Genomic DNA, 22359 nt, shown 5'->3' with positions numbered 1-22359 from the left:
CTATAGTGGCTGTACCGATCGCATATAACAATAATAAGCGACATATGCAGAATAGACTCAACAGCACTATTATCGCTAGCGCCGGATTATTCATTACCTTAAGTGCCACGCTTGCTGTGGGCGTTTTGGGTTTGTTGTTTAACCTGATAACGGCCCCTGAAAGCCCATTTAACCGGGTCATTTCAAATACCTCTGCAATCGTTAGTTTAGCCGTATTTGCCGCGCTGATTGGTTTATTAACCCAGCGCCGTATTCTGCAATTGCTTGGCGGAATAGTCATTTTTGTCTGCGCACTGCATAGTCTCTTAGCCGGCCTGCAAATCGACAAAGCCTTCAACTGGCCTTGGCTGCAACAACTCGACAACTACTTTTATCCACCCGTGGCCGCTGTATTTCTGGTGCTCGCGGTGACGGTCACGTTGAATCCACAACACCGCATACAACGCTGGTGGACCCGCGGCTTCGCTATCATTTTGCAACTCTGTGCGCTAGCAATGATGGCGCTACATCTGATTCCTAACGGGTTCGCTTATATTGGCCCGCACCCCCCAGTGACCTCAATTGCTGCACTGATTATTTTTATGTTCGGTATTACCTTGTTGTTACTCAGCAGCAAGAGTATTGAACGCTACATACTACCCACCCCACGCATGGGCGCGGTGCTGTTTCTTTACGTGTTGTTCATTTTTTCAACCTGGTTCTCGCTCAGTTTGTCACATTTGCGCAATATTGAGAGTGAGGCCAATGCGATTGTCGCGCGTATCAGTGAAACCCGCGAACAAACCGTACAAGTTAATATTCAATTAATGAGCCGCCTAGTCGAACGCTGGCAAGCATTGGATATCGCTGCCGATGATGATTATGTCAAGTATGATGCCAGTCTCTACTTGCGCGATATTCCGCACATGATTGCCATGCATATGTTTACCGACCGTGGCGAACAGGTTTGGCAGCAATACGGTGCGCGTATCGATGACTATCCTCGCTACCTAGATAGTGCCGAAGTACAGAATTGGCTGAATCAACCGAAAGCCGAAATTTCCTTGCTGATACCGCGTAGTCGGCTTAGCGCAGAAATGCGTCCACTGGCATTGATGATGATCCCTACTCAGCCACAACGAGCTGACTCACATTATTTATTGGCGGTGCTAGACCTATTAAAGATGTTACAACCCGATACCCGATTACTTCCCGGGTCACTGCGTATTTATGGTCAACTGAATGGGCAACCGCTGATTAGCTTTGATAATCAACCGCTTGACCTGAAACAACAGTTCTTCCTTGCCGACACCACTTTTACCATGCCATTTGGTCGTAATATGACCTTATCGGCATCCATGAGTGATTTTGTTGAATTAGAAGACGCCTCCAACTTACGCATGTTACTTGTGATTTTTGCGCTATTGTTCGGGGTTTCGTATTTGATCATGGCCCAGCAAACTGTGGCGGTATTACAACACCGACAACGGCTTGATTTCGCTCAACAAGAACTACGTCAACAACAGCGTGAGCTGGATAATAATGAGCAACGCTTTAATGCACTTTACGAACGCAATCCAGACGCAGTATTCGCCCTCGACCCGCAAGGGTTGTTAGTACGCGTCAATCAAGCAGTGTTAGACATTCTCAAACGCCCACGCGAGGAAGTACTACAACATCACTTTGCTGAATTTGTCATCAGTGACGATCTTGATACCGCGCAGACATTTTTCCAACGCGTGTTAAACGGCGAGACAGTGCGCTACGAGCTGCGTATTCGCGATAGCTTAGGTGCTATCCAGCACATCGATGTGAATAATCTGCCCACTATTATTGATGGCAAGGTAATTGGTGCCTTTGGTATTGCCAAAGATGTCACCGAGCGCAAACGGCAAGAGGCGCAGCTCCTGCTGTTACAGCGCAGTGTCGACGTTAGTGTCAATGGGGTGGTCATTGCCGATGCGCAACAACCCGGATTTCCGCTGGTGTATATCAATGATCGTTTCGAGCAAGTCACAGGCTTTACCCGCGCTGACGCATTGGGACAAAACTGTCGTTTCTTGCAAGGTCGCGATACCAATCAGGCGTCAGTACAACGTATCCGCGATGCTCTGGCTCAGCAGCAAGAACTGCGAATTGAGATATTGAATTATCGCAAAAATGGCGAGCCATTCTGGAATGAACTGAAAATCTCTCCAGTACGAGATCAACAGGGTGTGGTAACCCACTTTATCGGCATTCAAAATGACGTAACAGACCTCGTCAATAATCAGCGACAACTCAGCTATCAAGCAAGCCATGACCTACTCACAGGGTTACCTAATCGCGAATCTATGGAACAAGCGCTCGCTGACTATGTTCAGCAAGCCATGCGCCAAACCAATCCTGATGGCTTGTTAGCGGTGCTTTTTATCGACTTGGATGGCTTTAAACCAATTAATGACAGTCTCGGTTTAGAGGTTGGCGATAGTATTCTCATTGAAGTAGCAAAACGGCTGCGTAAATGTTTTCGTGGTTCGCAAATGGCAACACGCTTTGGCGGCGATGAATTTGTTGGTGTGATTGCTGATTGCGCCAGCATGGATGAGCTTCTAACCCAAGTGCATCATATTCTGCAAAGCATTGCTCAGCCTTATGATATTGATCCTCATAAGATTTATTTGACGGCCAGTATGGGCATTACGATATGGCAAGCGGGTATCAATGAGCCTATGAGCTTGATTCAGCAGGCCGACATTGCCATGACCCAAGCCAAGCGCCAGGGCCGCAATCACTTTCAATTCTACACCGGTAGACAAGACGAGAGTTATCAAGCGAGTGTGATGTTGCGCAGTCAGTTACAACAAGCTATCGATAACCAACAACTGCAGCTTTACTATCAACCCATCATTGATCTCGCCACACACTCCGTGGTTGGTGTCGAAGCGCTGATGCGCTGGCAGCTAGCCGATGGTAGTTTTGTTTCGCCTGCTGAGTTTATTCCTTTAGCCGAGTCTACTGGGCAGATTATTCCAGCTAGTGCTTGGGCTCTTGACCAAGCCTGTATGGATCTGAAGCAGCTAGAACGCTTTGGGCCATTAAAGATGGCGGTAAATCTGTCGGCCTTACAGTTTAATCGTGCTGATTTTTACGACAATGTGATTGCCACGGTTGCGGCCCATCAGATCCCACCAAATAGCCTTGAACTGGAGTTAACCGAGAGTATCCTGATGGACGACATGAATCATGCCATCTCGGTTTTACAGCGCTTTTACGATGCTAACATTCATGTCTGCATCGATGATTTCGGTACCGGCTTTTCAAGCTTAAGTTATTTACAACGCTTGCCGGTACAGAAGCTAAAAATCGATCGCGCCTTTATTGATGATTTAAACCAACACGCAAGCTCGAAATCTATCGTGCAAGGGATCATTGCCATGGCGCAGCAGCTTAATATTGCAGCAGTCGCTGAAGGTATCGAGACCGCTGAACAAGCGGCTGAAATTACCGCTATGGGGTGCCCTCTCGCGCAAGGGTTTTATTTCGCAAAACCGATGCCAATGGGTGAATTACAGCAGTTTCTTAGTCAATATAAAGCGCCCAACAGCTAACTGGGCAAGTGCAGTACACCGCGATAATCGGCAATATTAACGTCAAAATCGGTCGTTTGCTTGAGGTAATCAGCCATCGCCTCAAGCGCGTCTGGTTCACCATGCACCAGATATATTTGGCTACGACTCGGTAGTTTTGATTGCTGCAACCAAGCACCGAGCTCGGTATAATCGGCATGCCCCGATAACCCATCAAGGCGACGAATTTTAGCTTTCACCGGCAACCACTGCCCATGCACTTTGATGGTTTCTACCCCCTGCTCCATTTTCGCCCCGCGGGTACCACCGGCCTGATGCCCGGAAAATAACACCGTGGTGCGATGATCAGCCAACCAATGTTTGAAATGATGCAAAATACGACCACCGGTAGCCATACCGCTACCAGCAATAATTATATGCGGGCCACGCTCACTGGCGAGCGCTTTTGATTGCTCAATACTACGGGTGTATATCACCTGGTTAAAAGCGCTCTCACATTGCTCGTGGGTTAAGCGATGATACTGGTGGTAGCGTTGATAAATAGCTGAGGCACTGATCGCCATGGGTGAATCAAGATATATCGGTAACCGCGGTATTTTTCGCTGTGCCATCAAGGTCACCAACATGTGTTGTAATAGTTGTGCGCGGCCTACGGCAAAACTGGGAATCAATAATACCCCACCAGCACGCGCAGTTTCAGTCACCACCTCAGCCAGTTGCTGCCAAGCATCCTCAGCGGCATGGCGGCGATCGCCATAAGTAGCTTCAAGTAGCAACAAATCAACTGGCGGTAGCGCTTCGGGAGCATGCATTAACAAATCATGAGGGCGGCCAACATCACCACTAAAACCAATGCGGTAGTCATGGTGCGAGGCAATGACACTGGCAGCACCTAAGACATGCCCTACTGGCTGTAAACTAAACTGTAAATCACCCACTTGAAATGGCTGATGAAACTCAACTGGTTGCAATAACTTGAGTGCAGCCTGTGCAGTCGCTTCATCATAGAGAGGCTCTGGTTCTGCATGACGACTCAATTTATGCTTACGATAAAACTTAGCATCTTCTTCTTGAATTTTACCGCTGTCTGGCCACAGTAGTCCGCACAGACTTGCGGTCGCCGCATGGGTAAATACTTTACCGCGAAAGCCATGTTTATAGAGGACCGGAATAAAGCCAGAGTGATCGAGATGGGCATGCGTCAAGACAATCGCATCGACCTCATTAATTGCCAGTGGTAACGGCTGCCAGTTGCGCCGCCGGAGCCATTTATAGCCCTGATACAGACCACAATCGACGAGTACGCGGGTGCTCTCAGTTTCGAGTAGATATTTTGAGCCGGTGACGGTTTCGGTGCCACCCAAGAAGGTCAATCGCATCACTGTATCCCCTGCTTATTCTGTTGATACCACTCTACAGCATCCAATCAATCGGCAGTAGCGCTAACATCCGGGTGGCGAAACGCCGCCAAATGGATACACCCGGCTCGCTACTGTAGATAATCTGCCGTTGCCCCAAACGTTCCTGCCACACGAGTCGCTCATCACGCAGCAGAACTTGGTAGGCATAATCAGGTAAATACTCTTGAAAAGCGTTGCTGATGCGTTGTCCGAGCTGTTCACTGTGGATCACAAAGCCCAATTCCGTATTCAATTGTGCCGAGCGCGGGTCGAAGTTAAATGAACCAACAAACACCCGTTGCTGATCGGTGGCGAAGGTTTTGGCGTGTAGGCTAGAAGCCGAGCTACCGAAGCGATCTTTACCCTTCAATCGTTGACGCTTGGCTTTGCGCTCAAGGCGCCGTGCCATGGCGGAAATTTTCTGCAACTCAAACAATTCGATGCCAGCTGCCAATAAACGTTTGCGCCAACGCGCATAACCGGCATGTACTATCGCCACATCAGTTGACTCTAAGGCGTTGGTCAAAATGCGAATACGTACGCCGTCAGCAGCAAAACGCTCCAAGGCCTCAACGCCGGCGCGAGTTGGCACAAAATACGGCGATACAATCGATAAACTATGGTGCGGCTCACCAATAGCTTGCTGTAACTGGTGGGTGATTAACTGATGACGTTTTGCCCGACCCCGAATCTTATCGGGATGATCGGCAACTAGTTCGGTTTTGGCCCAGACAAATTCTAACTGCCGCTGCTGCAAACGCTGTATGAACGGTAATTCGCGTACGGCGGCAACGTAGTGCTGCGCATTGGGGTCGCTAGTGATTCGCTGTGCTTGCTGGCGTAACTGATCGAATTGCTGAGGCTTGATCTGTAACTGAAATAATTTCCCTAATGGCTGTGCGTGTTCACTGTGCCAATAAGTGTCAAATTCGGTCACCACATTCGCCACCACTGAACCAATCAGTAAGGCGTCTAGATCAGCAAAAAGGAAATCGTCTTTGGCGCCAAAATATTCGTCACCAATGTTGCGACCACCGCTGATGACGACCTGCTGGTCAATAATGAAGGCTTTGTTATGCATACGCCGGTTAACCCGACGAAAATCAAACAGGTAATTAATAAAGCGAGGGCGCCGAACGCGCAATGGATTAAACAGTCGCACCTCAATCATTGGGTGCTGCTGTAACCCAATTAAGATGGCATCAAGACCCGCTGTATTGTGGTCATCGAGTAATAGACGCACTTTGACACCACGATCAGCAGCGGCGAGTAGCGCTTCAAACAACAGTGTCCCGGTGCGATCGTTACGCCAAATATAATATTGTAAATCGATTTGCTGACGCGCCTGTTGCATCAACAACACCCGCGCAGCAAAGGCTTCCTGTGCATCGGGAAGCGGCAAAATACCCGTCAAGCCCGGGTGTGCTGCGCATTGCTGTTGAACAGCCTCAGACCAACTCGGAGCCATCGGGTGCGTCATGAGTTCGCTTGATCATCCTCGCGAGTAAGCAACTTCGCGTCATCACGCGCGTTAGTTGGTGATTGCGCTGGGATGGCGGTGCGGCACATCCGGCAATCCTGTAAGTCCTCGCTACCTACTGACGATTCAACATAACGCAGCTTATGCTGCGCACTACCGCGGTTGCTGGATACTTGAAATACCCGATCTCTCTCACGATCCGTTGATTTTGCCATAGTCTTGCTCCATCTGTTGCGCCAATTCACCGCGCTGTTGTTCATCGTGAACTAACTGCCAGCCTTGCAAATTTTGTTCGACCAAAGCGCTCAACACAGCAATGTGCTCTGCTTCGGCATTTAAAGCTGGGATATAGGCATAATGCTCACCACCAGCCTCAATAAAATACTCTCGGTTTTCTTCGCCAATTTCCTCAATGGTCTCTAAACAGTCGGCTGAAAACCCAGGGCAAACCACATGAATTGATTTGACTCCCATACTGGGTAATTGTTTCAGCGTTTCATCGGTATAGGGTTTCAGCCACTCTTCACGACCGAAACGTGATTGAAAAGTAGTTAGGTATTGGTCTTTGCTAAGACCCAATTGTTCAGCAATTAACCGTGAGGTTTTGTGGCATGCACAATGATAGGGATCACCCTTCTTCAGATAGCTCAACGGCACACCATGGTATGAGAGTACCAACTTTTGTGGCTGCCCATGTTGTTGCCAGTAAGCCTTTATACTGTTGGCAACAGCCGTAATATAGGGAGGAAAATCATGGTAATGATTGATAAACCGAAAATCAGGCAGCCAGCGGCGCTGCATGAAATCGCTGGCAATAGCATCAAAGGTCGAGCCAGTAGTCGCTGCTGAGTATTGCGGATAAAGTGGTAACACTAGGAGCTTGCGGGCGCCTTGATCAAACAATGACTGTAAGCCTGACGCCATGGACGGATTACCGTACCGCATCGCGAACTCAACCACCACATCGTCCCCGTAACGTTGCTGCAAATTGCTGCGCAGTGCGTCAGTTTGATCCTTAGTGATATACAGCAGTGGCGAACCACGTTCGGTCCATACCGTGCTATAGGCTTCCGCCGAACGCTTTGGCCGCGTCCGTAAAATAATGCCCTCAAGGATTAATTTCCAGAGCAGGCGTGGCACTTCAACCACCCGAGGATCCGACAAGAATTGACGCAAATACACCCGTAATTCTTTCGTTTTTGGCGCGTCAGGAGTACCTAAGTTGGTGACTAATACGCCGATTTTATCGGTCTGGCTGTGGGTAAATGTCGGGCTGCCTTGAAATTTCATGGGTGATCCTATGGGGTCCAAAGTTTAACTTTGTTGCGAATTTGGTCAGTAGCGATCCATTCTTGCAACTGTTCCGCTAAGCGTTGCCCTTGTGCGACCGCTTCACGCCAATAAGCAAAGCGCGTCGGTACATCCAGTCGGGCAAAATCGTTACGATCTGGAATTTTGCCGTACGGTAGGCTTGCCACAAATTCGGCCGATGGCGCCATAAGGATCACTTTGGGCCATTGTTTTCCGGTGGTGCGCCGCCAACTTAAGGCTTTGTCGAACCAACCAGGGATCACATGGCTATAAAAGTGCGGGTACAAAACCAAGCCGTCTACGGCACTTAAGTCGACATCAAAATGATAGTCAGTGATGCCACCATCACGGTACACCCCTGCCGGTGCATCAGCAATGTCACGTACACCGTCCAATACCATGGGAATAGAGCCGGTGGCCAACAACGCTGACTTAAAGTTGTCTGCGGTTAAGGCTACATGCGTGGTCGGCAAATCATGCCAATCACGACTAAACCGACACGCCGACTGTGGATGATGGAACACCACGCGCTCATAGAATTTACCCAGCCATGCACGCTTTAGGCTACTCGCACCAGCAGCCAGTAACATGCCCGCTAATTGCCGTTTGCCCTCATTGGCAGTTAACCCTTTGCAGCGTACCACCACCATATGATGGTGAAATTTATTTTGCGCTAACATGCCGGGCACCACCGAATCGGGAACGTATTGATGGAGTAACTTGCGGGCTTCATCGGTGATTTCAGCAATATCCGGTTTTTCGCTATAGGTTTGCCCAGTATACAGCTGACAAAATAATTCGCTCGCAGCCACTGGATCGGGCTGACCTAACGCAGCAAAACGCCAACCACCGGCAGAACTGCCGAGCAGATCAAGTGGCCGCTCGCGGTTAGCAAAAAAATCACCAAATAAAAAGCGGTCTAAACCTTGCAGAATGAACCATTTCGGACCACCTGAAGCGCCCATTAGCAGGCTAATATCGTCAGCGCGCAAACCATGTTCCTGAATCTGCAACCACGCCTCGCGCCCCGCACGAATCTGCAGTAAATCAGTGCTCATGCCGTGTCCTTGTTAGCCGATGGGATGCCAAAGCAACCCTGTTGTTGATGTTATGAAATGAGTATACCTAAATAACGCCAACCACTAAAGCAAGCCGAACAATGCTGCTGACAGTCGCATGCTGGCAACCCTTCTGGTATGCTTTTGGGCATCTTTTAATGGCCTAGATAAGATCATCACCTATCATGAAAGTTATCTCCTTTAATATTAACGGGCTGCGCGCGCGGCTGCATCAACTTGAAGCGCTGATCACCAAACATCAGCCGGATATCATTGGCTTACAAGAAACCAAAGTACACGACGAACAGTTTCCCCAAGCCGATGTTGAAGCGCTTGGCTATCACGTCATCTTTCATGGTCAAAAAGGCCACTATGGTGTCGCATTGCTGAGCAAGCAACCGTTGCAAAACCCGCAGTTTGGTTTTCCTGGAGACGCCGAGGACGCACAACGGCGCATGATTATGGGGGACTGGATAGCTCCCGATGGTAGCAGCGTGCGTATTCTTAACGGCTATTTTCCGCAGGGCGAAAGTCGCGACCACCCGTTAAAATTTCCGGCTAAAGAAAAGTTCTATGCCGACTTGATGACTTATTTAAACGATCATCACCATCCGCAGCAATCAGTGATTGTTATGGGGGATGTGAATATCTCTCATCAAGATTGCGATATTGGTATTGGTGCTGATAACGCTAAGCGCTGGTTAGCGACTGGTAAGTGTAGCTTTTTGCCAGAAGAGCGGGTTTGGCTCAATGATTTGTTAAATTGGGGCTTACAAGATACTTTCCGCGTCTGTCACCCGGCCTTGACCGAACAATACAGCTGGTTTGATTACCGTTCACGTGGCTTTGATGATAACCGTGGGCTGCGCATAGACTTGATTATGGCCACCCAAGATTTAGTTCAGCGTTGTCGTAATAGTGGTATTGACTACCAGTTGCGTGGCATCGAAAAACCCTCTGATCACGCCCCGGTTTGGTCTGAATTCGAATTCTAATGGCACCTGCCTCCGCTAACCTGATCGCAATTAATGTTGGTCTGGAGGCAGTTCTCGCAAGGCCTTGTTCAAGGCCACAATCAACGCTAAGTACGTAGCCTTGTCATGGGGCTGCAGACGCAGTTTCGCCATCAACTCTAAATACCATTGCTGCAGTCGCGGAGGTAATTGACTGTGCGCTCGTTTTCCCAACCAGTACCAACCTTGTAGCGGCATCGATAGTAAAAATAATGAGGTCACTATGGCTTGCGGGATCATCGCTTCACCCTGCCATTGAAATTGCACTAAAAAATTAACCACCGCCACGGCCGGCATCCAGCGCGCAGCGAATGCCACCGCTGGCACCACCATTGCTTCGGGTAGCGCCGCCACAATGGCATGGCGCGGCCATAAGTTGGCATAGTGCTGACCTTGGGCAAAGGTTTTAAAAAAACTCATTGGCTCACCTTTTCAGTGTACTGCTCACTCTTCGAGCAACGCGTAATTATCATTAAAATCAATATCTTAGTGGTTTCAGCCCAGCTAACTCACAGACTTATCCACATATTTTGTGGAGAATTCTAGTGAGGTTTGCCACAATGCAGGTCTGTGATTTCTAACTTATGATGTGACTGAAAACAACACCATGCAAGCAACCATTTACGGAATCCCTAATTGTGACACCGTGCGTAAAGCACGTAACTGGCTTGAACAAGCTGTGCAGCAGTATCCACAGTTGCAAATAGTCTTTCATGATGTGCGCAGTGAGCCCTTGTCGGCGGCCACCTTACAGCAGTGGCTGGCACACATTGGTCGCGATAATCTTCTAAATAAGCGATCAACCAGTTGGCGGCAATTATCCGCCGCAGAGCAGCACATCAACAGCGACCAACAGGCGGTAGAATTACTGCAACGCTACCCGACCCTGATGAAACGCCCGCTACTGGCCATCAATGGCCACTATTGTGTGGGTTTTAATGCCCACCAATGGCAACTCGTATTGGACCAACAGCATGGCTAAGGGTGCGGTTATCGCGCTAGCAAGAGAGCTCATTCAGCGACCGTCGGTCACCCCCAGTGATGAGGGTTGTCAAACCCTGATGGGTGAACGCTTAGCGGCAGTTGGTTTTGACTTAGAACCGATGGTGTTTGCCGATACCACTAATTTATGGGCACGTCGTGGTCGCACTGAGCCGTTGTTCTGCTTCGCGGGTCACACCGATGTAGTCCCCAGTGGTCCTGAGCAGGCCTGGCGCTACGCACCATTTTCAGCTACCGAAGTTGATGGCATGATTTATGGCCGTGGTGCCGCCGATATGAAAGGTAGCTTGGCAGCAATGGTGGTGGCCACTGAACGCTTTGTCAGCAAGCACCCCAATCACCGCGGCAGTATTGCCTTTTTAATCACCAGTGACGAAGAAGGGCCGTTTATTAACGGCACCCCAAAAGTGGTGGAAACCCTTGAAGCACGCGATGAAAAAATCACCTGGTGCGTAGTTGGTGAGCCATCTAGCTCAGCGCAGTTAGGTGACGTGATTAAGAATGGCCGCCGCGGCAGCTTAAGCGGCGATTTAACCGTATATGGTATACAAGGCCATGTGGCTTACCCACATTTAGCTGATAACCCCATACACAAAGCTATGGCTGCACTCACCGAATTGACCCAACAACATTGGGATAACGGCAACGAATTTTTTCCACCGACTAGCCTACAAATTTCCAATATCCATGCTGGTACCGGCGCTGGTAATGTCATTCCGGGCGAGCTATTGGTGCAGTTTAATTTTCGCTACAGCACTGAAACTGACGCTACGACCTTAAAGCAACGGGTCACCAGCATCCTAGCTAAGCATGAACTCGATTACCAACTGAACTGGAAGTTAAACGGAGAACCCTTCTTGACCGCTGCTGGTGAATTACTCACGGCGACCTTGGCAGCAGTGCAATCGTGTACTGGACTTAGCGCCCAGCTCTCGACCTCGGGTGGCACTTCTGATGGCCGCTTCATTGCCCCTACCGGCGCACAAGTGATTGAATTAGGTCCATTGAACGCTACCATCCATAAAGTCAATGAATGCGTCAGTAGCGCTGATATCGAACAATTGGCTGATATTTATGAACACTTACTGGAACGCTTGCTATGCTGAAGCAGCCCGTATCGGCGGGTGACCGAACCATTACTGAGCTTACGGTTGCCGAGCTGACTGGGCAACAAGCCAGTCATGTGCAACGTCATCCTGACTTTGCTAGCGCGTTACGCTTGCAAGCACCAGTGTGGGACGCCTTTATTGCCATGCAAGCCGCTGCCCGCGCCGACGGTATTGAATTGGCCATCGCCTCTGCTTTTCGTGACTTTGACCGGCAATTGGCTATATGGAACCGTAAATATTTGGGCCACGCCCCGCTTTACGATGAACAAGGGCAGCTATTAAACACTGAACAACTCAGTTGCGGCGAGCGCGTCGCAGCTATCATGACTTGGTCAGCCCTGCCCGGCGCTAGTCGTCATCATTGGGGTACCGACTGCGACGTGTATGACCCGCGTTGGTTTGAGCAACAGCAACAACCGTTGCAATTGATTGCTGCTGAGTATCAACATGGCGGGCCGTGTTATGATGCCGCACTGTGGCTGCAACAGCATGCCAGCGATTTCGGCTTTCATTTGCCTTATGCTCGCTATCAAGGCGGCGTTGCTGCCGAGCCATGGCATCTGAGCTACAGCCAGCTAGCCGCGCCAGCGGCAGGTCAGCTAACAACTGAACTATTGCAGCAAGTTTTAGTAGCCAGCGAATTGGCCGGAAAGGACTTTGTACTAGCTCAATTAGCTGAATTAAAACAACGCTATATCGATCAGGTCTGTGGACCTAACGAAGATGGAGATGCCGTATGGTTTGGCTAGCACTATTGATTGTATTCGGCATTATTATTGGCAATATCATGCTGGTAAAGCATACCGCACATATGAAAATGCCGTCGCTTAAGCAACGGCATTTGGATGAAATTGAAAAGCAAAAGCGTGAATCAGATAACCAACCCTAAACGCGCCGCCACCTCTTCATATGCTTCAACCACACCACCTAAACCTTGGCGAAAACGGTCTTTGTCGAGTTTTTTCTTGGTCTCTTTATCCCACAAACGACAGCCGTCAGGACTGAACTCATCACCCAACACAATGTTGCCCTCGGCATCAACACCAAACTCTAATTTGAAATCAACCAACATTAGCCCAGCTTGGTCAAACAGCGCTGATAATACCTGATTGACTTGCACAGTCAGTGCCTTCATACGTGCTAACTGCTCAGCGGTTGCCCAACCAAAGCTAATCGCAAGGGATTCATTGACCATTGGGTCATGCAAGGCATCATTTTTCAGAAATTGCTCAAAGGTAGGTGGATTCAGTGGCTGCCCTTCGGTAACACCGAGACGGCGTACCAGCGAGCCCGCGGCGAAATTGCGCATCACACATTCAACCGGGATCATGGTTAAACGTTTTACCAAGGTTTCGGTATCGCTTAAGACACGGTCGAGTTGGGTTGGGATACCTGCCGCTTCGAGTTTCTGCATGATGAAATTATTAAACTTGTTGTTCACCATGCCCTTACGGTCTAGCTGTTCGATACGCTCACCATCAAAGGCTGAGGTATCGTTACGGAATTGCAGAATCAAGCGTTCAGGGTTATCGGTGGTAAACACCGTTTTCGCTTTACCGCGGTACAATTCAGTGCGTTTTTCCATACTCAGCTCAACTCCAGCAAGATAAATTAAAGGCCGCCATTATAACTCAAGTTGGCGGCGGAATTCAGCAGCAAATGGTGCGTATAATGCATTAACCTCAGCTGCAGGCAATGGCTGGCCGTCGCGATAAAAGGTGATTGAGGTAGCCGTTTGGTCACCTGTCACCAAAATCTCGTAAGCGCCATCGGTTAACGCTAAGCTCGGATTGTCTCGCCAAAATGCCAGCGAACCAAGCACTGATGATTCGCTGTTATAGGTGACATAATAGCGCCCGCTTGATTGATTTAAATCGTCCACAGTAAAGCCCAGCTCGGGCAGCGCTAAACCAACAATGGTCCACGTATTGATGAAACTCGTATCAACTAACAGCGCGGCATAACCTTTGCCGTCAAAACCAGCGCTCACCGTGTAGGTATCTGGGCTAATCTGTTTCTGCGTAGAAATCAGGCGCACGGCCACTTCGTTGATTAGACTATTGAGTAGTAACGCCGCTTGGTTACGGTCGTCAACTAAACCTGGACGTAAACCTGCCCCTGCACCACTTTCCTTTTTCTCCAGCAAATTGACTTGCACGGCTACCGTGCGACCATGCGCTGGCGCTTCAAATTCAATCGCAAAGCGACGTTCGATGATCAGTTCAAGCTCGTCATCACCAATCGTTTTTTGCTCGGTAACCCAACCCGTTTCGATCAGCTGTTGTACTCGCTCTGTTTGCACAGCAATACTGTCGGCTTGCAGCCGAGCAAGGCTGGCTGCCCAAATCAAACTGGGCAAATCATCCGTGCCTTCCACTTCATCAAAGTGCACTCGCACTTGAGTATCAGCCTCTTCAACCCGGCTACCGGCGGCTGTTGGCCACACTAGTACCGGAGCCAAAATATTGACTGCAGCACCAATGTCACGCTGACCCTCAACCGGCGGAACCGCATAAGTATCGCGCGCTGGTGGCAGACTTAAATCAGCAGCGGGGATTATTGCTTGTTGTGCCTGCACGGCAACATAGTCAAATGAGCCGCTGGCTTGCTCTTTCGGCGTAAACGAGCAAGCGCTCATGAATACCACGGCCAGACTCGTTATAGTTACTGCAGAAACTTTCATGAATACTCCGCGCCTAAATTAAACCGGCTTGTTTTAATGTTTGTTCAATGTGATGTTGTTGGGCCAACTCCGGCTCGGTCATAGGCAAGCGGTAATGTGGCTGTAATTTGCCCATCAGGCTCAATGCCCATTTTACCGGTATTGGATTGGCTTGCACGAACATCGCGGCATGAATAGTGGCCATCTGCTGGTCATAGTTATGCGCCGTATCAGCCTCACCGGCCAATGCTGCTGTGACCATCCGTTTCATGAGTGCCGGCATCACGTTGGCAGTAACGCTGATAACGCCACGCCCACCTTGAAGCATAAAGTCACACCCGGTTGGGTCATCACCACTCAGTAAAATAAAATCGTCACCACAGAGTTCACGAAGTTGAGCCACGCGGGAGATGTCTCCAGTGGCTTCTTTGATCCCAACAATATTTGGTAACGTAGCTAATTCTGCAATCTGCTCCGGGAGCAAGTCAGCACCGGTGCGACTGGGCACGTTGTACAGCAATTGCGGTAGGTCACTGGCTTCACAACAAGCCCGATAATGGGCCATTAAGCCGCATTGCGATGGTTTATTGTAATAGGGATTGACGTTAAGAAAACCAGCCAGTGGTAGATGACTCATACGCTCCGTAAGGTGTACAGCTTCACTGGTAGAGTTTGACCCATTACCGGCAATCACAGCGATGCGACCAGCTGCCAGTTCAGTAATAGCACTGACCACCATTACGTGCTCATCATGACTCATGGTGGCTGATTCACCGGTTGTGCCCATAGCAACAATGGCATCGGTACCTTGTTCAACATGCCAATTAACCAGTGCCTCTAAGAAGGCAAAATCAACATTACCTTGACTGGTAAATGGGGTGACCAAGGCCACGATACTACCTGTTAACATGTGCACTCCTGTTTGCGAATAAGTTGTCAATGGTACTTTCAGTACCCCCCAAACACAAGGGGCAAGCGGCTTTGCAGACCGCTTTATGTTCATCTACACTAGCCACACTTCAATGAGGAGGTTTTATGCAGACATTACAAGCCGGTGATCAAGCACCAGCATTCACGCTTCGCAATGCATATGGTGATCCAGTAGCGCTTACCGAGTTGCTGTCACAAGGTCGGGTATTGGTGTACTTTTATCCAAAAGCTATGACGCCCGGCTGCACCGTGCAAGCGCAACAACTGCGCGATCACCAAGCACAGTTACAACAACAGGGTGTCATTACCGTGGGTATTAGCACCGACGCCCCTGCGCGCTTAGCTAAATTCACCGAGCGTGACCAACTCAACTTCACCTTACTCAGTGATGAAGACCGCGCCGTTGCTGAACAGTTCGGTGTTTGGGGCAGTAAAAAGTTTATGGGTAAAACCTACGATGGTTTGCACCGCATCAGCTTTCTTATTAATCAAGATGGCCGCATTGCTCAGGTGTTCGATAACTTCAAAACCAGCAATCACCACCAAGTGGTGTTAGCTGCCCTCTAAGCGTTTAGGTTTGGGCCACTGGCGGTACACTGTCGGCTTTGCTCGACAATGCCGTCAGTACGGCTTTCACCAAGCTTGCTAGCGGGATGGCGAAGAACACCCCCCAAAAGCCCCAAATACCGCCGAAGACCAATACTGCAGCAATGATATAAACCGGATTTAAACTCACCGCTTCAGAGAATAATAGCGGCACCAAAACGTTACCATCGAGAGCTTGGATCAGCAAATAAGCCGCCATGACATAAGCAAACATAGCACTCCAGCCGAATTGAAACAGTGCCACCAAGAATACCGGCAAGGTCACTACCGCTGCGCCGATGTAGGGAATTAACACCGACAAACCAACCAATACCGCCAGTAACGCTGCATAGCGTAAATCAAATAAAGCAAACACTACAAAGCTAGTGACACCAACGATCACCACTTCGAGCGCTTTGCCGCGAATGTAATTCATGATCTGTACATTCATTTCGTTACTGACTTGGGTAATCAAGCGGCGATTATGCGGCATTATACGTGACACATGAGACATCAGCACATGCTTGTCTTTGAGCATAAAAAACACCAGTAATGGCACAATGATGAAATAAATCAGTAAGGCCATAATACCGATGATGCGACTAAACGACTGCGCAAGCACTGTCTCGCCAAAAAGAATAATACGTTGGGTACTGGTATCTACAAAGTGAGTGATGTGGCTCGGTTCAATGTAATCTGGAAATAATTCCGGCAATTTATCCAGTAACACACGGGTTTTCACCACCATTTGCGGTAATTCCGCGAACAGCGCCAGCGACTGCTGCCAGATAACTGGCATCAAGAAAATAATCAGGGCCACATTGAGCGCAATAAACAGCAAAAATACCGTCAGTACCGCGGCACCTCGCCCTACTTTTAAGCTCTCCATGCGTTGAATTGGCCAGTCGAGCAAATACGCCAAACTAATCGCAACAAGAATAGGCGCGAGAATTTCGCCCACTAAAATAATTAAACCAAAGCTGAATATCAGCAGTAAGAACAAGGTAATGGCATCTGGATCAGAGAATTTGCGTTGATACCAGGTTTTTAGATAGTCCCACATGACCTTGTCACTCCTTGGTGGTTGCGTATACTCATCATAGCTGGCTTGTGGTCTGGGTTACAATCGAAACAAAAGAATCAATTGCATCAACACTGCCCAGTCACGGTGGAACCTTTAGCTGAAACAGGTATCCTAAGCTTAGCGTCACAACGAGTTGGAATCATGCAGTTATCCAAACTTTTACCATCGGTTATTATCACCTTGTTGCTCATGAGCAGCGCAACCAGCGTTGCGCAGCAAAATCGTCTGCCTGAGATAGGAACCGCGGGTATTAGCGTTATGTCGGTTGAGCGCGAGCGCACCTTTGGCGATCTCTACATGCGGCAAATTCGTGCGCAAGCACCGGTTGTTGGCGACCCTGTCCTAAACGAATACTTAAAAGATATGGGCACCCGTTTGGTGCGTGAAGCTGATGATGTGCGTTTTCCATTTACATTCTTCTGGATCAACCAGAATGATATCAACGCCTTTGCCTTTTTCGGTGGTTATATCGGCTTTTATACTGGCTTAATTGCCGAGACCGAGACCGAATCAGAATTAGCATCGGTGATGGCGCATGAAGTTGCCCACGTATCGCAACGGCATATCGTCCGCAATATGGAACGCCTGCAGAATGCCTCTCCAAATACCATAGTAGCCATGCTAGGCGCCGTATTATTGGGGATGATCAGCCCTGATTTAGGCATGGCTGCACTCAGCACCACCATAGCCGGAGCGCAACAACTACAAATTAACTACACCAGACAATTTGAGCAAGAAGCGGACCGCGTTGGTTTAACCATGTTGGTGCGAGCTGGTTATGATCCCATGGGTGCGCCAGGATTTTTTGGTCGCTTAGCCGAAAAACATCGTTACGCCACCAAAGTTCCGCAAATGTTATTAACTCACCCTATTTCAGAAGCTCGAATTGCTGACACGCGGGTTCGCGCCGAAGCGCTACCGCGCCCAGTGAACCGTGATGAGTCGCGCTATCTATTAGCTAAAGCACGGGTTAAAGCGCGGCATTTACAGCTCCTCAACGAAGAGGCACTTCGGCCATTATTGCGTGAGCAATTCACTGCTGTTGATAACGCCAATCGCTATGCACTGGCGATAGTGTTGCTCGACCAAGGTAAAGCCGATCAGGCGGAACAGGTGTTAGCGCCGTTACTCGATCATGAACCCATGAATGGTTTTTATCTTGACGTACAAACCGATATTTTACTGGCGCAAGGCCGTGCGAATGAGGCGCTGAAATTACTCGAAAAAGCCTATATGCGAGAACCACGCGAGCAAGTCATCACGGTCAATTTTGCCAATGCTGCTATTCAAGCCAAACAACCGGCTTTAGCCATCGAGCTACTGCGGGATTATTTGTTGCGCGATGATGGCAATGTTATCGCCCTGCAGTTGCTCGTTGAAGCCTATCGACAGCAAGGTAATAGCGCTGCTATGCACGAAACACGGGCTGAATTGTACGCCATGCATGGCGCCTTTGACCAAGCCATCAATAATTTACACTTGGCCCACAAGGGTAATCAAAGTGAGTTAGATAGGCGCCGTCTGCAAGCTCGTATCGAACAACTCATGGCACAAAAGCGGCAATTGCACGATTTATTCGGCTAAACCACTGGCACGTCGCAAACTATGCAGATCCTGTTCGCCTAGCAGCGGGCCACTGACCTTCCCTTCGGGATCGATAATATAGGTGGCGGGTAACATGCGTGGCATAGCAAATGGTAACTTTGGTGCAGGTTGCAATTGGATCAACGGAAATTCAATGGCGTAACGCTGCTTTAACTGCGCCAACTGCTGATTATCCAGCGGGTCAAAACTAACGCCTAACAGCGTCACTTGATCGCTATGCTGCCGATGAAAGGTGTTGAGTTCAGGCAGTTCTTTTAAACAGGGTGCGCACCATTCAGCGAAATAGTTCACCACTACATAACGACCTTTTAGCTGCTGCCAATGCATGGCTCCGTCGCTATCGGTGTGAAAATCTGGAGCGGGCGTGCAGCTGATTAGCAGGCTACTAAGAATGGCTGTAACACCTGCTACTGCGGGTAAAAATCGACATTGCATGCGCGATACCTTAAGCTATCGAAGACAAAATTAAGAGGTTCTAGAATGTCTGAAGTGACTATTTATCACAACCCCCGCTGTTCGAAAAGTCGACAAACCCTGCAACTATTAGAGCAACACGGTATTCAGCCCAAGGTGCATTTATATCTGCAGGATGTGCTTTCAGAGGCAAGGATCAGAGAGCTACTGAAGCAACTCGGTTTTTCTTCAGCGCGTGAGTTAGTGCGCTCTAAAGAAACGGCCTTTGCCGAGTCAGGACTTAACGCGGCAAGCAGCGAGCAACAATTTATCGCAGCTATGGCGGCACATCCGCAGCTAATCGAGCGTCCTATTGTAGTGGTTGGCGAGCGCGCCAAACTTGGCCGTCCTCCCGAGGCAATAGTGGAATTACTATCATGACGGCTCGGGTGCTGGTGCTTTACTACAGCCGTCATGGCGCCACCCAACAACTTGCTGATGCTATCGCTGATGGTATCGCTAGTGTCGGCGGCGAAGCGCTTATGCGCACAGTAACCAGTGCTGGTGAACCTGCTAGTCAGCGTGATTTGACCGTTACCTTAGCTGATTTAGAGCAGTGCGACGCTTTAATCATGGGGAGTCCCACGCGATTTGGTCATATGGCGAGTGCGCTGCAGCAGTTTTGGGAAAGCTCATCGAGTGCTTGGTTACGGGGTGTTTTGGTGGATAAACCAGGCGCAGTATTCACCTCCTCCAGTTCCATGCATGGGGGTCAAGAGAGTACCTTACTGTCCATGATGGTGCCCTTACTGCATCACGGTATGCTGATTACCGGTATTCCCTATACCGTGCCAGCTATCCAAACCACCGCCGCCGGAGGTACTCCTTATGGCGCAAGCCATGTTGAGCATGCGGCTGGGAATCAGCTGAGTCAGCATGAGCGTCAAGCGGCCCAGGCGCTTGGCGCACGCGTCGCCCAGCTCGCAACACAACTAACAGCACGGAGTTAAAGTCATGGCCGCAGTACAAACCATTCGTCAATTTCGTCTACTGGCATTGGCCAGTTACCTGGGTTTATTGGCGTTAATGCTGATTTGGCAGATCACCTGTAACTGTGCCAGTTCGCTAAGCTTGGAATTCCGCTTAGGGTTTTGGGTGATACCATTACTATTTCCGCTTTACGGGATTATCCGTGGTCATGCTTATACCCATGCCTGGGCCAACTTCATTTTGATGTGGTATTTTTTACACAGCCTGACCATGCTATACGTGGCACCGCTGCAACGTGATTGGGCGATTGCTGAGTTGATTCTAACCAGCATGGCGTTTGTTGGCTGTACCGGCTATGCCCGCATGCAAGGTCGTGCGCAAGGGCTCGGTCTCAAACCACTAAAAGAACAGCGCTAAAGCTCTAATACCGCTTTCACGAAGGGCGTGGTCAGGGCTCGTTTAGCCACAATGGAAGCTTGGTCAAGCCGCTCTAACGCGTTGATCAAACTGGGTAAATCACGATGTAAGCGCTGTACCATAAACTGCGCGGTATCGGTACTCAAACTTAAGCCCATAGCTTGGGCGCGTAGCTGGATAGCGCGTACTTTGTGGCTGTCGTCAAGCGCCTGAATATGTAAGGTGAGACCCCATTGTAAGCGCGATTTTAAATCTGCTAAGTGAACCGTCAATTGAGCTGGGGCTTGTTTGGCGGTAACCACCAACTTAGTACTGCCCTGATCATCAATGCGATTGTATAAGGTGAATAATTCATGACACCAATCGGGGTCTGCCAACACCGCATCGATATCATCTAAACAGACCCATGCATAGTTTTCCAAACCGCGAAGACACTTAGCATCAACCACGCCTTTGAGTTCTGCTAATGGTAAATAAATCAACTGCGAATATTCAGCGCAAAGGGCGTGCAATAAATGGCTTTTACCGACCCCTGAAGGCCCCCACAGGTATACCAGAGGCTGCTGGCTACTGGTTAACATCGCAACTGCATCGGTATTGCCTCCACCGACCCAGGTTGCGAAAGTTTCAGCAACAGGAAGGGAAACCGCCAAGGGTAATTGCTGGGCATTCATTAATCAGTAACCCAGCGGTAATGGGCCGCATCAGGCAGTGGCCGTAATTGCTTACTCAGATCTAGGGCTTGGACAATACTATTTGGATCGGCTTGCAGGCTAATCGAAAATACTGCGGTACGCTCGCCAAAGCCAGTCAATTGCACACTAGTAACCGCCGGCAGACTGGCCAGTAGCTGCTCGGCGGCAATTACTTGTGTAATGTCAGCCAACTCATGCACCGTCATCTGCCATTGATTGAGTTGTGCAGCGGTACTACTAATACGGTAGCGTTGCGCCAATTCTCGGCTGACTTGGGCAATCAGCAGAGCTCCTAGCTGTTGCTGATCGGGGCTAGTCACCTCACCGCGCCAACGAATATCACCTAATTGTAAGGTCCAATCCGCCATCCACAGGTCTGTGTTCAAACTTGGATCAGCCTGATAAATACGGGCAACAATCACACCATCGTGTGGATAACGTGCCGAGGCAAAACTGAGGGCGTCGTCAAAGCGTCCCCATACATCCAGTGCGCTGATAGCCATGGTGTCGTTCAAATCGAGTAACGGAAACTTCAGCGGTAAACCGCGTTGCTGAGCGGTATCGCGCAGTTGTGTTAATAATTCCGATGACTCATCGCGACCGACCAATTGCCGCTGTAATTGCTCATTTTCACGCACCACCCAAACCAGTAGCTCCGGGCGTAAATTACTCCAAATACCTGACTCTGCGTTTTGAATCAGTTGATTAATTTTATCCTGATCAAATTGCACCCAAAGTTGTAATTGTTCAGCGTGTTGCTGATACGCATATTGCATGATGTAGTCCGACACGCTGCGCAATGCCTGCAGTACTTGTGGGTGCTGTAATAATTGATCATCTCCAGAAATGCGTAACAATGCCTGCGACAGTGCTTGCTGCAGAGCTTTGGTACGTTCTGCCGTGCTTTGCGTCGACACCTCAACGTGGGCTTGATATAGCGCAGTCAATTCCACCGCAGCTCGTGCTGGTTGAGAGCTAAACAACAGCAGTGTCGCAAGCGTGACAAAGCGAAGCAGAGAGAGCAGCTGATACGGCATAGTGGCCTCAAATAAACAGTAATGACCCCATCATAATCAG

24 protein-coding genes are annotated in these 22359 nt (G+C 49.4%); 11 read left to right on the top strand and 13 right to left on the bottom strand.

Features of this window, described 5'->3' with window-relative positions:
• The first annotated feature begins 44 nt into the window (after positions 1–44).
• Positions 45–3569: a putative bifunctional diguanylate cyclase/phosphodiesterase gene (locus tag EFO84_RS09955; RefSeq protein WP_127347912.1), complete on the top strand. Its 3525-nt coding sequence runs from the start codon at positions 45–47 to the stop codon at positions 3567–3569.
• Here the strand turns inward: EFO84_RS09955 and EFO84_RS09950 are convergent.
• From EFO84_RS09950 to EFO84_RS09930, 5 genes are read right to left on the bottom strand one after another with little or no spacing between them, the layout of a single operon-like run.
• Positions 3566–4927, bottom strand: a complete 1362-nt coding sequence (locus tag EFO84_RS09950) for an MBL fold metallo-hydrolase RNA specificity domain-containing protein (protein ID WP_127348233.1) — start codon at positions 4925–4927, stop codon at positions 3566–3568. The two genes, EFO84_RS09955 and EFO84_RS09950, sit on opposite strands and share 4 nt — an antisense overlap.
• A 34-nt stretch (positions 4928–4961) precedes the next feature.
• The gene (locus EFO84_RS09945; protein ID WP_205701973.1) at positions 4962–6428 is read right to left on the bottom strand and encodes a phospholipase D family protein; all 1467 of its coding nucleotides are present in this window, start codon (positions 6426–6428) and stop codon (positions 4962–4964) included.
• Entirely contained in the window at positions 6425–6643 is a 219-nt protein-coding gene (locus EFO84_RS09940) for a hypothetical protein (RefSeq protein WP_127347911.1), read from the bottom strand. The genes EFO84_RS09945 and EFO84_RS09940 overlap by 4 nt, the downstream gene beginning before the upstream one ends.
• Positions 6621–7718 carry a ferrochelatase gene (hemH, locus tag EFO84_RS09935; RefSeq protein WP_127347910.1) on the bottom strand — a complete coding sequence of 366 codons (1098 nt, stop codon included), beginning with the start codon at positions 7716–7718 and terminating at the stop codon, positions 6621–6623. Before hemH ends, EFO84_RS09940 begins: the two co-directional genes overlap by 23 nt.
• Positions 7719–7726: 8 nt before the next feature.
• Positions 7727–8797, bottom strand: coding sequence for an alpha/beta hydrolase (locus tag EFO84_RS09930; protein WP_127347909.1), 1071 nt, complete (start codon positions 8795–8797; stop codon positions 7727–7729).
• A 185-nt stretch (positions 8798–8982) separates the two neighbouring features.
• Between EFO84_RS09930 and xthA the strand changes: the two genes are divergently transcribed.
• Positions 8983–9792 carry an exodeoxyribonuclease III gene (gene xthA / locus EFO84_RS09925; RefSeq protein WP_127347908.1) on the top strand — a complete coding sequence of 270 codons (810 nt, stop codon included), beginning with the start codon at positions 8983–8985 and terminating at the stop codon, positions 9790–9792.
• A gap of 30 nt (positions 9793–9822) precedes the next feature.
• Here xthA and yfbV read toward each other — a convergent pair whose 3' ends face one another.
• Positions 9823–10230: a terminus macrodomain insulation protein YfbV gene (yfbV, locus tag EFO84_RS09920; protein ID WP_127347907.1), complete on the bottom strand. Its 408-nt coding sequence runs from the start codon at positions 10228–10230 to the stop codon at positions 9823–9825.
• Positions 10231–10417: 187 nt separating this feature from the next.
• Between yfbV and EFO84_RS09915 the strand changes: the two genes are divergently transcribed.
• From EFO84_RS09915 to EFO84_RS09900, 4 genes are read left to right on the top strand one after another with little or no spacing between them, the layout of a single operon-like run.
• Complete coding sequence (locus tag EFO84_RS09915) at positions 10418–10792, top strand: Spx/MgsR family RNA polymerase-binding regulatory protein (protein ID WP_127347906.1); 375 nt, start codon at positions 10418–10420, stop codon at positions 10790–10792.
• Entirely contained in the window at positions 10785–11918 is a 1134-nt protein-coding gene (dapE, locus tag EFO84_RS09910) for a succinyl-diaminopimelate desuccinylase (RefSeq protein ID WP_127347905.1), read from the top strand. Before EFO84_RS09915 ends, dapE begins: the two co-directional genes overlap by 8 nt.
• On the top strand, positions 11912–12670 hold the full coding sequence (locus EFO84_RS09905) for a M15 family metallopeptidase (protein WP_127347904.1): 759 nt from the start codon (positions 11912–11914) through the stop codon (positions 12668–12670). Before dapE ends, EFO84_RS09905 begins: the two co-directional genes overlap by 7 nt.
• Positions 12658–12810, top strand: a complete 153-nt coding sequence (locus EFO84_RS09900; RefSeq protein ID WP_127347903.1) for a DUF2897 family protein — start codon at positions 12658–12660, stop codon at positions 12808–12810. The genes EFO84_RS09905 and EFO84_RS09900 overlap by 13 nt, the downstream gene beginning before the upstream one ends.
• Here the strand turns inward: EFO84_RS09900 and purC are convergent.
• The 3 genes from purC to dapA are packed head-to-tail and all read right to left on the bottom strand — an operon-like array spanning position 12793 to position 15493.
• The gene (purC, locus tag EFO84_RS09895) at positions 12793–13506 is read right to left on the bottom strand and encodes a phosphoribosylaminoimidazolesuccinocarboxamide synthase (protein WP_127347902.1); all 714 of its coding nucleotides are present in this window, start codon (positions 13504–13506) and stop codon (positions 12793–12795) included. The two genes, EFO84_RS09900 and purC, sit on opposite strands and share 18 nt — an antisense overlap.
• Before the next feature lie 39 nt (positions 13507–13545).
• Positions 13546–14604, bottom strand: coding sequence for an NlpB/DapX family lipoprotein (bamC, locus tag EFO84_RS09890; RefSeq protein ID WP_127347901.1), 1059 nt, complete (start codon positions 14602–14604; stop codon positions 13546–13548).
• A gap of 13 nt (positions 14605–14617) precedes the next feature.
• Positions 14618–15493, bottom strand: a complete 876-nt coding sequence (gene dapA / locus EFO84_RS09885; protein WP_127347900.1) for a 4-hydroxy-tetrahydrodipicolinate synthase — start codon at positions 15491–15493, stop codon at positions 14618–14620.
• Between the two features lie 125 nt (positions 15494–15618).
• Here dapA and bcp point away from each other — a divergent pair, with 125 nt between their 5' ends.
• A complete protein-coding gene (gene bcp, locus EFO84_RS09880) occupies positions 15619–16080 on the top strand; it encodes a thioredoxin-dependent thiol peroxidase (RefSeq protein WP_127347899.1) in 462 nt (153 codons plus the stop codon).
• 4 nt (positions 16081–16084) lie between these two features.
• Here bcp and EFO84_RS09875 read toward each other — a convergent pair whose 3' ends face one another.
• Positions 16085–17161: an AI-2E family transporter gene (locus tag EFO84_RS09875; protein ID WP_127347898.1), complete on the bottom strand. Its 1077-nt coding sequence runs from the start codon at positions 17159–17161 to the stop codon at positions 16085–16087.
• A gap of 162 nt (positions 17162–17323) precedes the next feature.
• Here EFO84_RS09875 and bepA point away from each other — a divergent pair, with 162 nt between their 5' ends.
• On the top strand, positions 17324–18766 hold the full coding sequence (bepA, locus tag EFO84_RS09870) for a beta-barrel assembly-enhancing protease (protein WP_127347897.1): 1443 nt from the start codon (positions 17324–17326) through the stop codon (positions 18764–18766).
• Here the strand turns inward: bepA and EFO84_RS09865 are convergent.
• Positions 18755–19222: a TlpA family protein disulfide reductase gene (locus tag EFO84_RS09865; RefSeq protein WP_127347896.1), complete on the bottom strand. Its 468-nt coding sequence runs from the start codon at positions 19220–19222 to the stop codon at positions 18755–18757. The two genes, bepA and EFO84_RS09865, sit on opposite strands and share 12 nt — an antisense overlap.
• 45 nt (positions 19223–19267) lie before the next feature.
• On the opposite strand from EFO84_RS09865, the gene arsC reads away from it, so the two are divergent.
• Genes arsC through EFO84_RS09850 form a run of 3 tightly spaced genes read left to right on the top strand, consistent with a single transcriptional unit; the run spans position 19268 to position 20587 of the window.
• The gene (gene arsC / locus EFO84_RS09860) at positions 19268–19621 is read left to right on the top strand and encodes an arsenate reductase (glutaredoxin) (protein ID WP_127347895.1); all 354 of its coding nucleotides are present in this window, start codon (positions 19268–19270) and stop codon (positions 19619–19621) included.
• Positions 19618–20190: an NAD(P)H:quinone oxidoreductase gene (gene wrbA, locus EFO84_RS09855; RefSeq protein ID WP_127347894.1), complete on the top strand. Its 573-nt coding sequence runs from the start codon at positions 19618–19620 to the stop codon at positions 20188–20190. The genes arsC and wrbA overlap by 4 nt, the downstream gene beginning before the upstream one ends.
• Positions 20191–20194: 4 nt before the next feature.
• Positions 20195–20587, top strand: a complete 393-nt coding sequence (locus tag EFO84_RS09850; protein ID WP_127347893.1) for a DUF2069 domain-containing protein — start codon at positions 20195–20197, stop codon at positions 20585–20587.
• Here EFO84_RS09850 and hda read toward each other — a convergent pair.
• Positions 20584–21261 carry a DnaA regulatory inactivator Hda gene (gene hda, locus EFO84_RS09845; RefSeq protein WP_127347892.1) on the bottom strand — a complete coding sequence of 226 codons (678 nt, stop codon included), beginning with the start codon at positions 21259–21261 and terminating at the stop codon, positions 20584–20586. The two genes, EFO84_RS09850 and hda, sit on opposite strands and share 4 nt — an antisense overlap.
• The gene (locus EFO84_RS09840; protein ID WP_127347891.1) at positions 21261–22319 is read right to left on the bottom strand and encodes a DUF2066 domain-containing protein; all 1059 of its coding nucleotides are present in this window, start codon (positions 22317–22319) and stop codon (positions 21261–21263) included. Before EFO84_RS09840 ends, hda begins: the two co-directional genes overlap by 1 nt.
• Between the last annotated feature and the right edge of the window lie 40 nt (positions 22320–22359).

Origin of the sequence: Pseudidiomarina mangrovi (assembly GCF_003999375.1) — a bacterium.
GTDB classification, from domain to species: Bacteria; Pseudomonadota; Gammaproteobacteria; order Enterobacterales; family Alteromonadaceae; genus Pseudidiomarina; species Pseudidiomarina mangrovi.
The sequence above is the reverse complement of the archived record's forward strand: the minus strand, read 5'-3'. Positions and strand labels throughout refer to the sequence as shown.

What these genes read in the sequence shown, in the direction of transcription:
- yfbV (WP_127347907.1), bottom strand. Translation starts at nt 10,230, where the DNA reads ATGAGTTTTTTTAAAACCTTTGCCCAAGGTCAGCACTATGCCAACTTA.
- EFO84_RS09930 (WP_127347909.1), bottom strand. Translation starts at nt 8,797, where the DNA reads ATGAGCACTGATTTACTGCAGATTCGTGCGGGGCGCGAGGCGTGGTTG.
- EFO84_RS09850 (WP_127347893.1), top strand. Translation starts at nt 20,195, where the DNA reads ATGGCCGCAGTACAAACCATTCGTCAATTTCGTCTACTGGCATTGGCC.
- EFO84_RS09905 (WP_127347904.1), top strand. Translation starts at nt 11,912, where the DNA reads ATGCTGAAGCAGCCCGTATCGGCGGGTGACCGAACCATTACTGAGCTT.
- EFO84_RS09840 (WP_127347891.1), bottom strand. Translation starts at nt 22,319, where the DNA reads ATGCCGTATCAGCTGCTCTCTCTGCTTCGCTTTGTCACGCTTGCGACA.
- EFO84_RS09865 (WP_127347896.1), bottom strand. Translation starts at nt 19,222, where the DNA reads ATGCAATGTCGATTTTTACCCGCAGTAGCAGGTGTTACAGCCATTCTT.
- EFO84_RS09945 (WP_205701973.1), bottom strand. Translation starts at nt 6,428, where the DNA reads ATGACGCACCCGATGGCTCCGAGTTGGTCTGAGGCTGTTCAACAGCAA.
- xthA (WP_127347908.1), top strand. Translation starts at nt 8,983, where the DNA reads ATGAAAGTTATCTCCTTTAATATTAACGGGCTGCGCGCGCGGCTGCAT.
- EFO84_RS09900 (WP_127347903.1), top strand. Translation starts at nt 12,658, where the DNA reads ATGGTTTGGCTAGCACTATTGATTGTATTCGGCATTATTATTGGCAAT.
- EFO84_RS09875 (WP_127347898.1), bottom strand. Translation starts at nt 17,161, where the DNA reads ATGTGGGACTATCTAAAAACCTGGTATCAACGCAAATTCTCTGATCCA.
- bepA (WP_127347897.1), top strand. Translation starts at nt 17,324, where the DNA reads ATGCAGTTATCCAAACTTTTACCATCGGTTATTATCACCTTGTTGCTC.
- hda (WP_127347892.1), bottom strand. Translation starts at nt 21,261, where the DNA reads ATGAATGCCCAGCAATTACCCTTGGCGGTTTCCCTTCCTGTTGCTGAA.
- hemH (WP_127347910.1), bottom strand. Translation starts at nt 7,718, where the DNA reads ATGAAATTTCAAGGCAGCCCGACATTTACCCACAGCCAGACCGATAAA.
- arsC (WP_127347895.1), top strand. Translation starts at nt 19,268, where the DNA reads ATGTCTGAAGTGACTATTTATCACAACCCCCGCTGTTCGAAAAGTCGA.
- dapE (WP_127347905.1), top strand. Translation starts at nt 10,785, where the DNA reads ATGGCTAAGGGTGCGGTTATCGCGCTAGCAAGAGAGCTCATTCAGCGA.
- wrbA (WP_127347894.1), top strand. Translation starts at nt 19,618, where the DNA reads ATGACGGCTCGGGTGCTGGTGCTTTACTACAGCCGTCATGGCGCCACC.
- purC (WP_127347902.1), bottom strand. Translation starts at nt 13,506, where the DNA reads ATGGAAAAACGCACTGAATTGTACCGCGGTAAAGCGAAAACGGTGTTT.
- EFO84_RS09955 (WP_127347912.1), top strand. Translation starts at nt 45, where the DNA reads ATGCAGAATAGACTCAACAGCACTATTATCGCTAGCGCCGGATTATTC.
- bcp (WP_127347899.1), top strand. Translation starts at nt 15,619, where the DNA reads ATGCAGACATTACAAGCCGGTGATCAAGCACCAGCATTCACGCTTCGC.
- dapA (WP_127347900.1), bottom strand. Translation starts at nt 15,493, where the DNA reads ATGTTAACAGGTAGTATCGTGGCCTTGGTCACCCCATTTACCAGTCAA.
- EFO84_RS09915 (WP_127347906.1), top strand. Translation starts at nt 10,418, where the DNA reads ATGCAAGCAACCATTTACGGAATCCCTAATTGTGACACCGTGCGTAAA.
- EFO84_RS09940 (WP_127347911.1), bottom strand. Translation starts at nt 6,643, where the DNA reads ATGGCAAAATCAACGGATCGTGAGAGAGATCGGGTATTTCAAGTATCC.
- EFO84_RS09950 (WP_127348233.1), bottom strand. Translation starts at nt 4,927, where the DNA reads ATGCGATTGACCTTCTTGGGTGGCACCGAAACCGTCACCGGCTCAAAA.
- bamC (WP_127347901.1), bottom strand. Translation starts at nt 14,604, where the DNA reads ATGAAAGTTTCTGCAGTAACTATAACGAGTCTGGCCGTGGTATTCATG.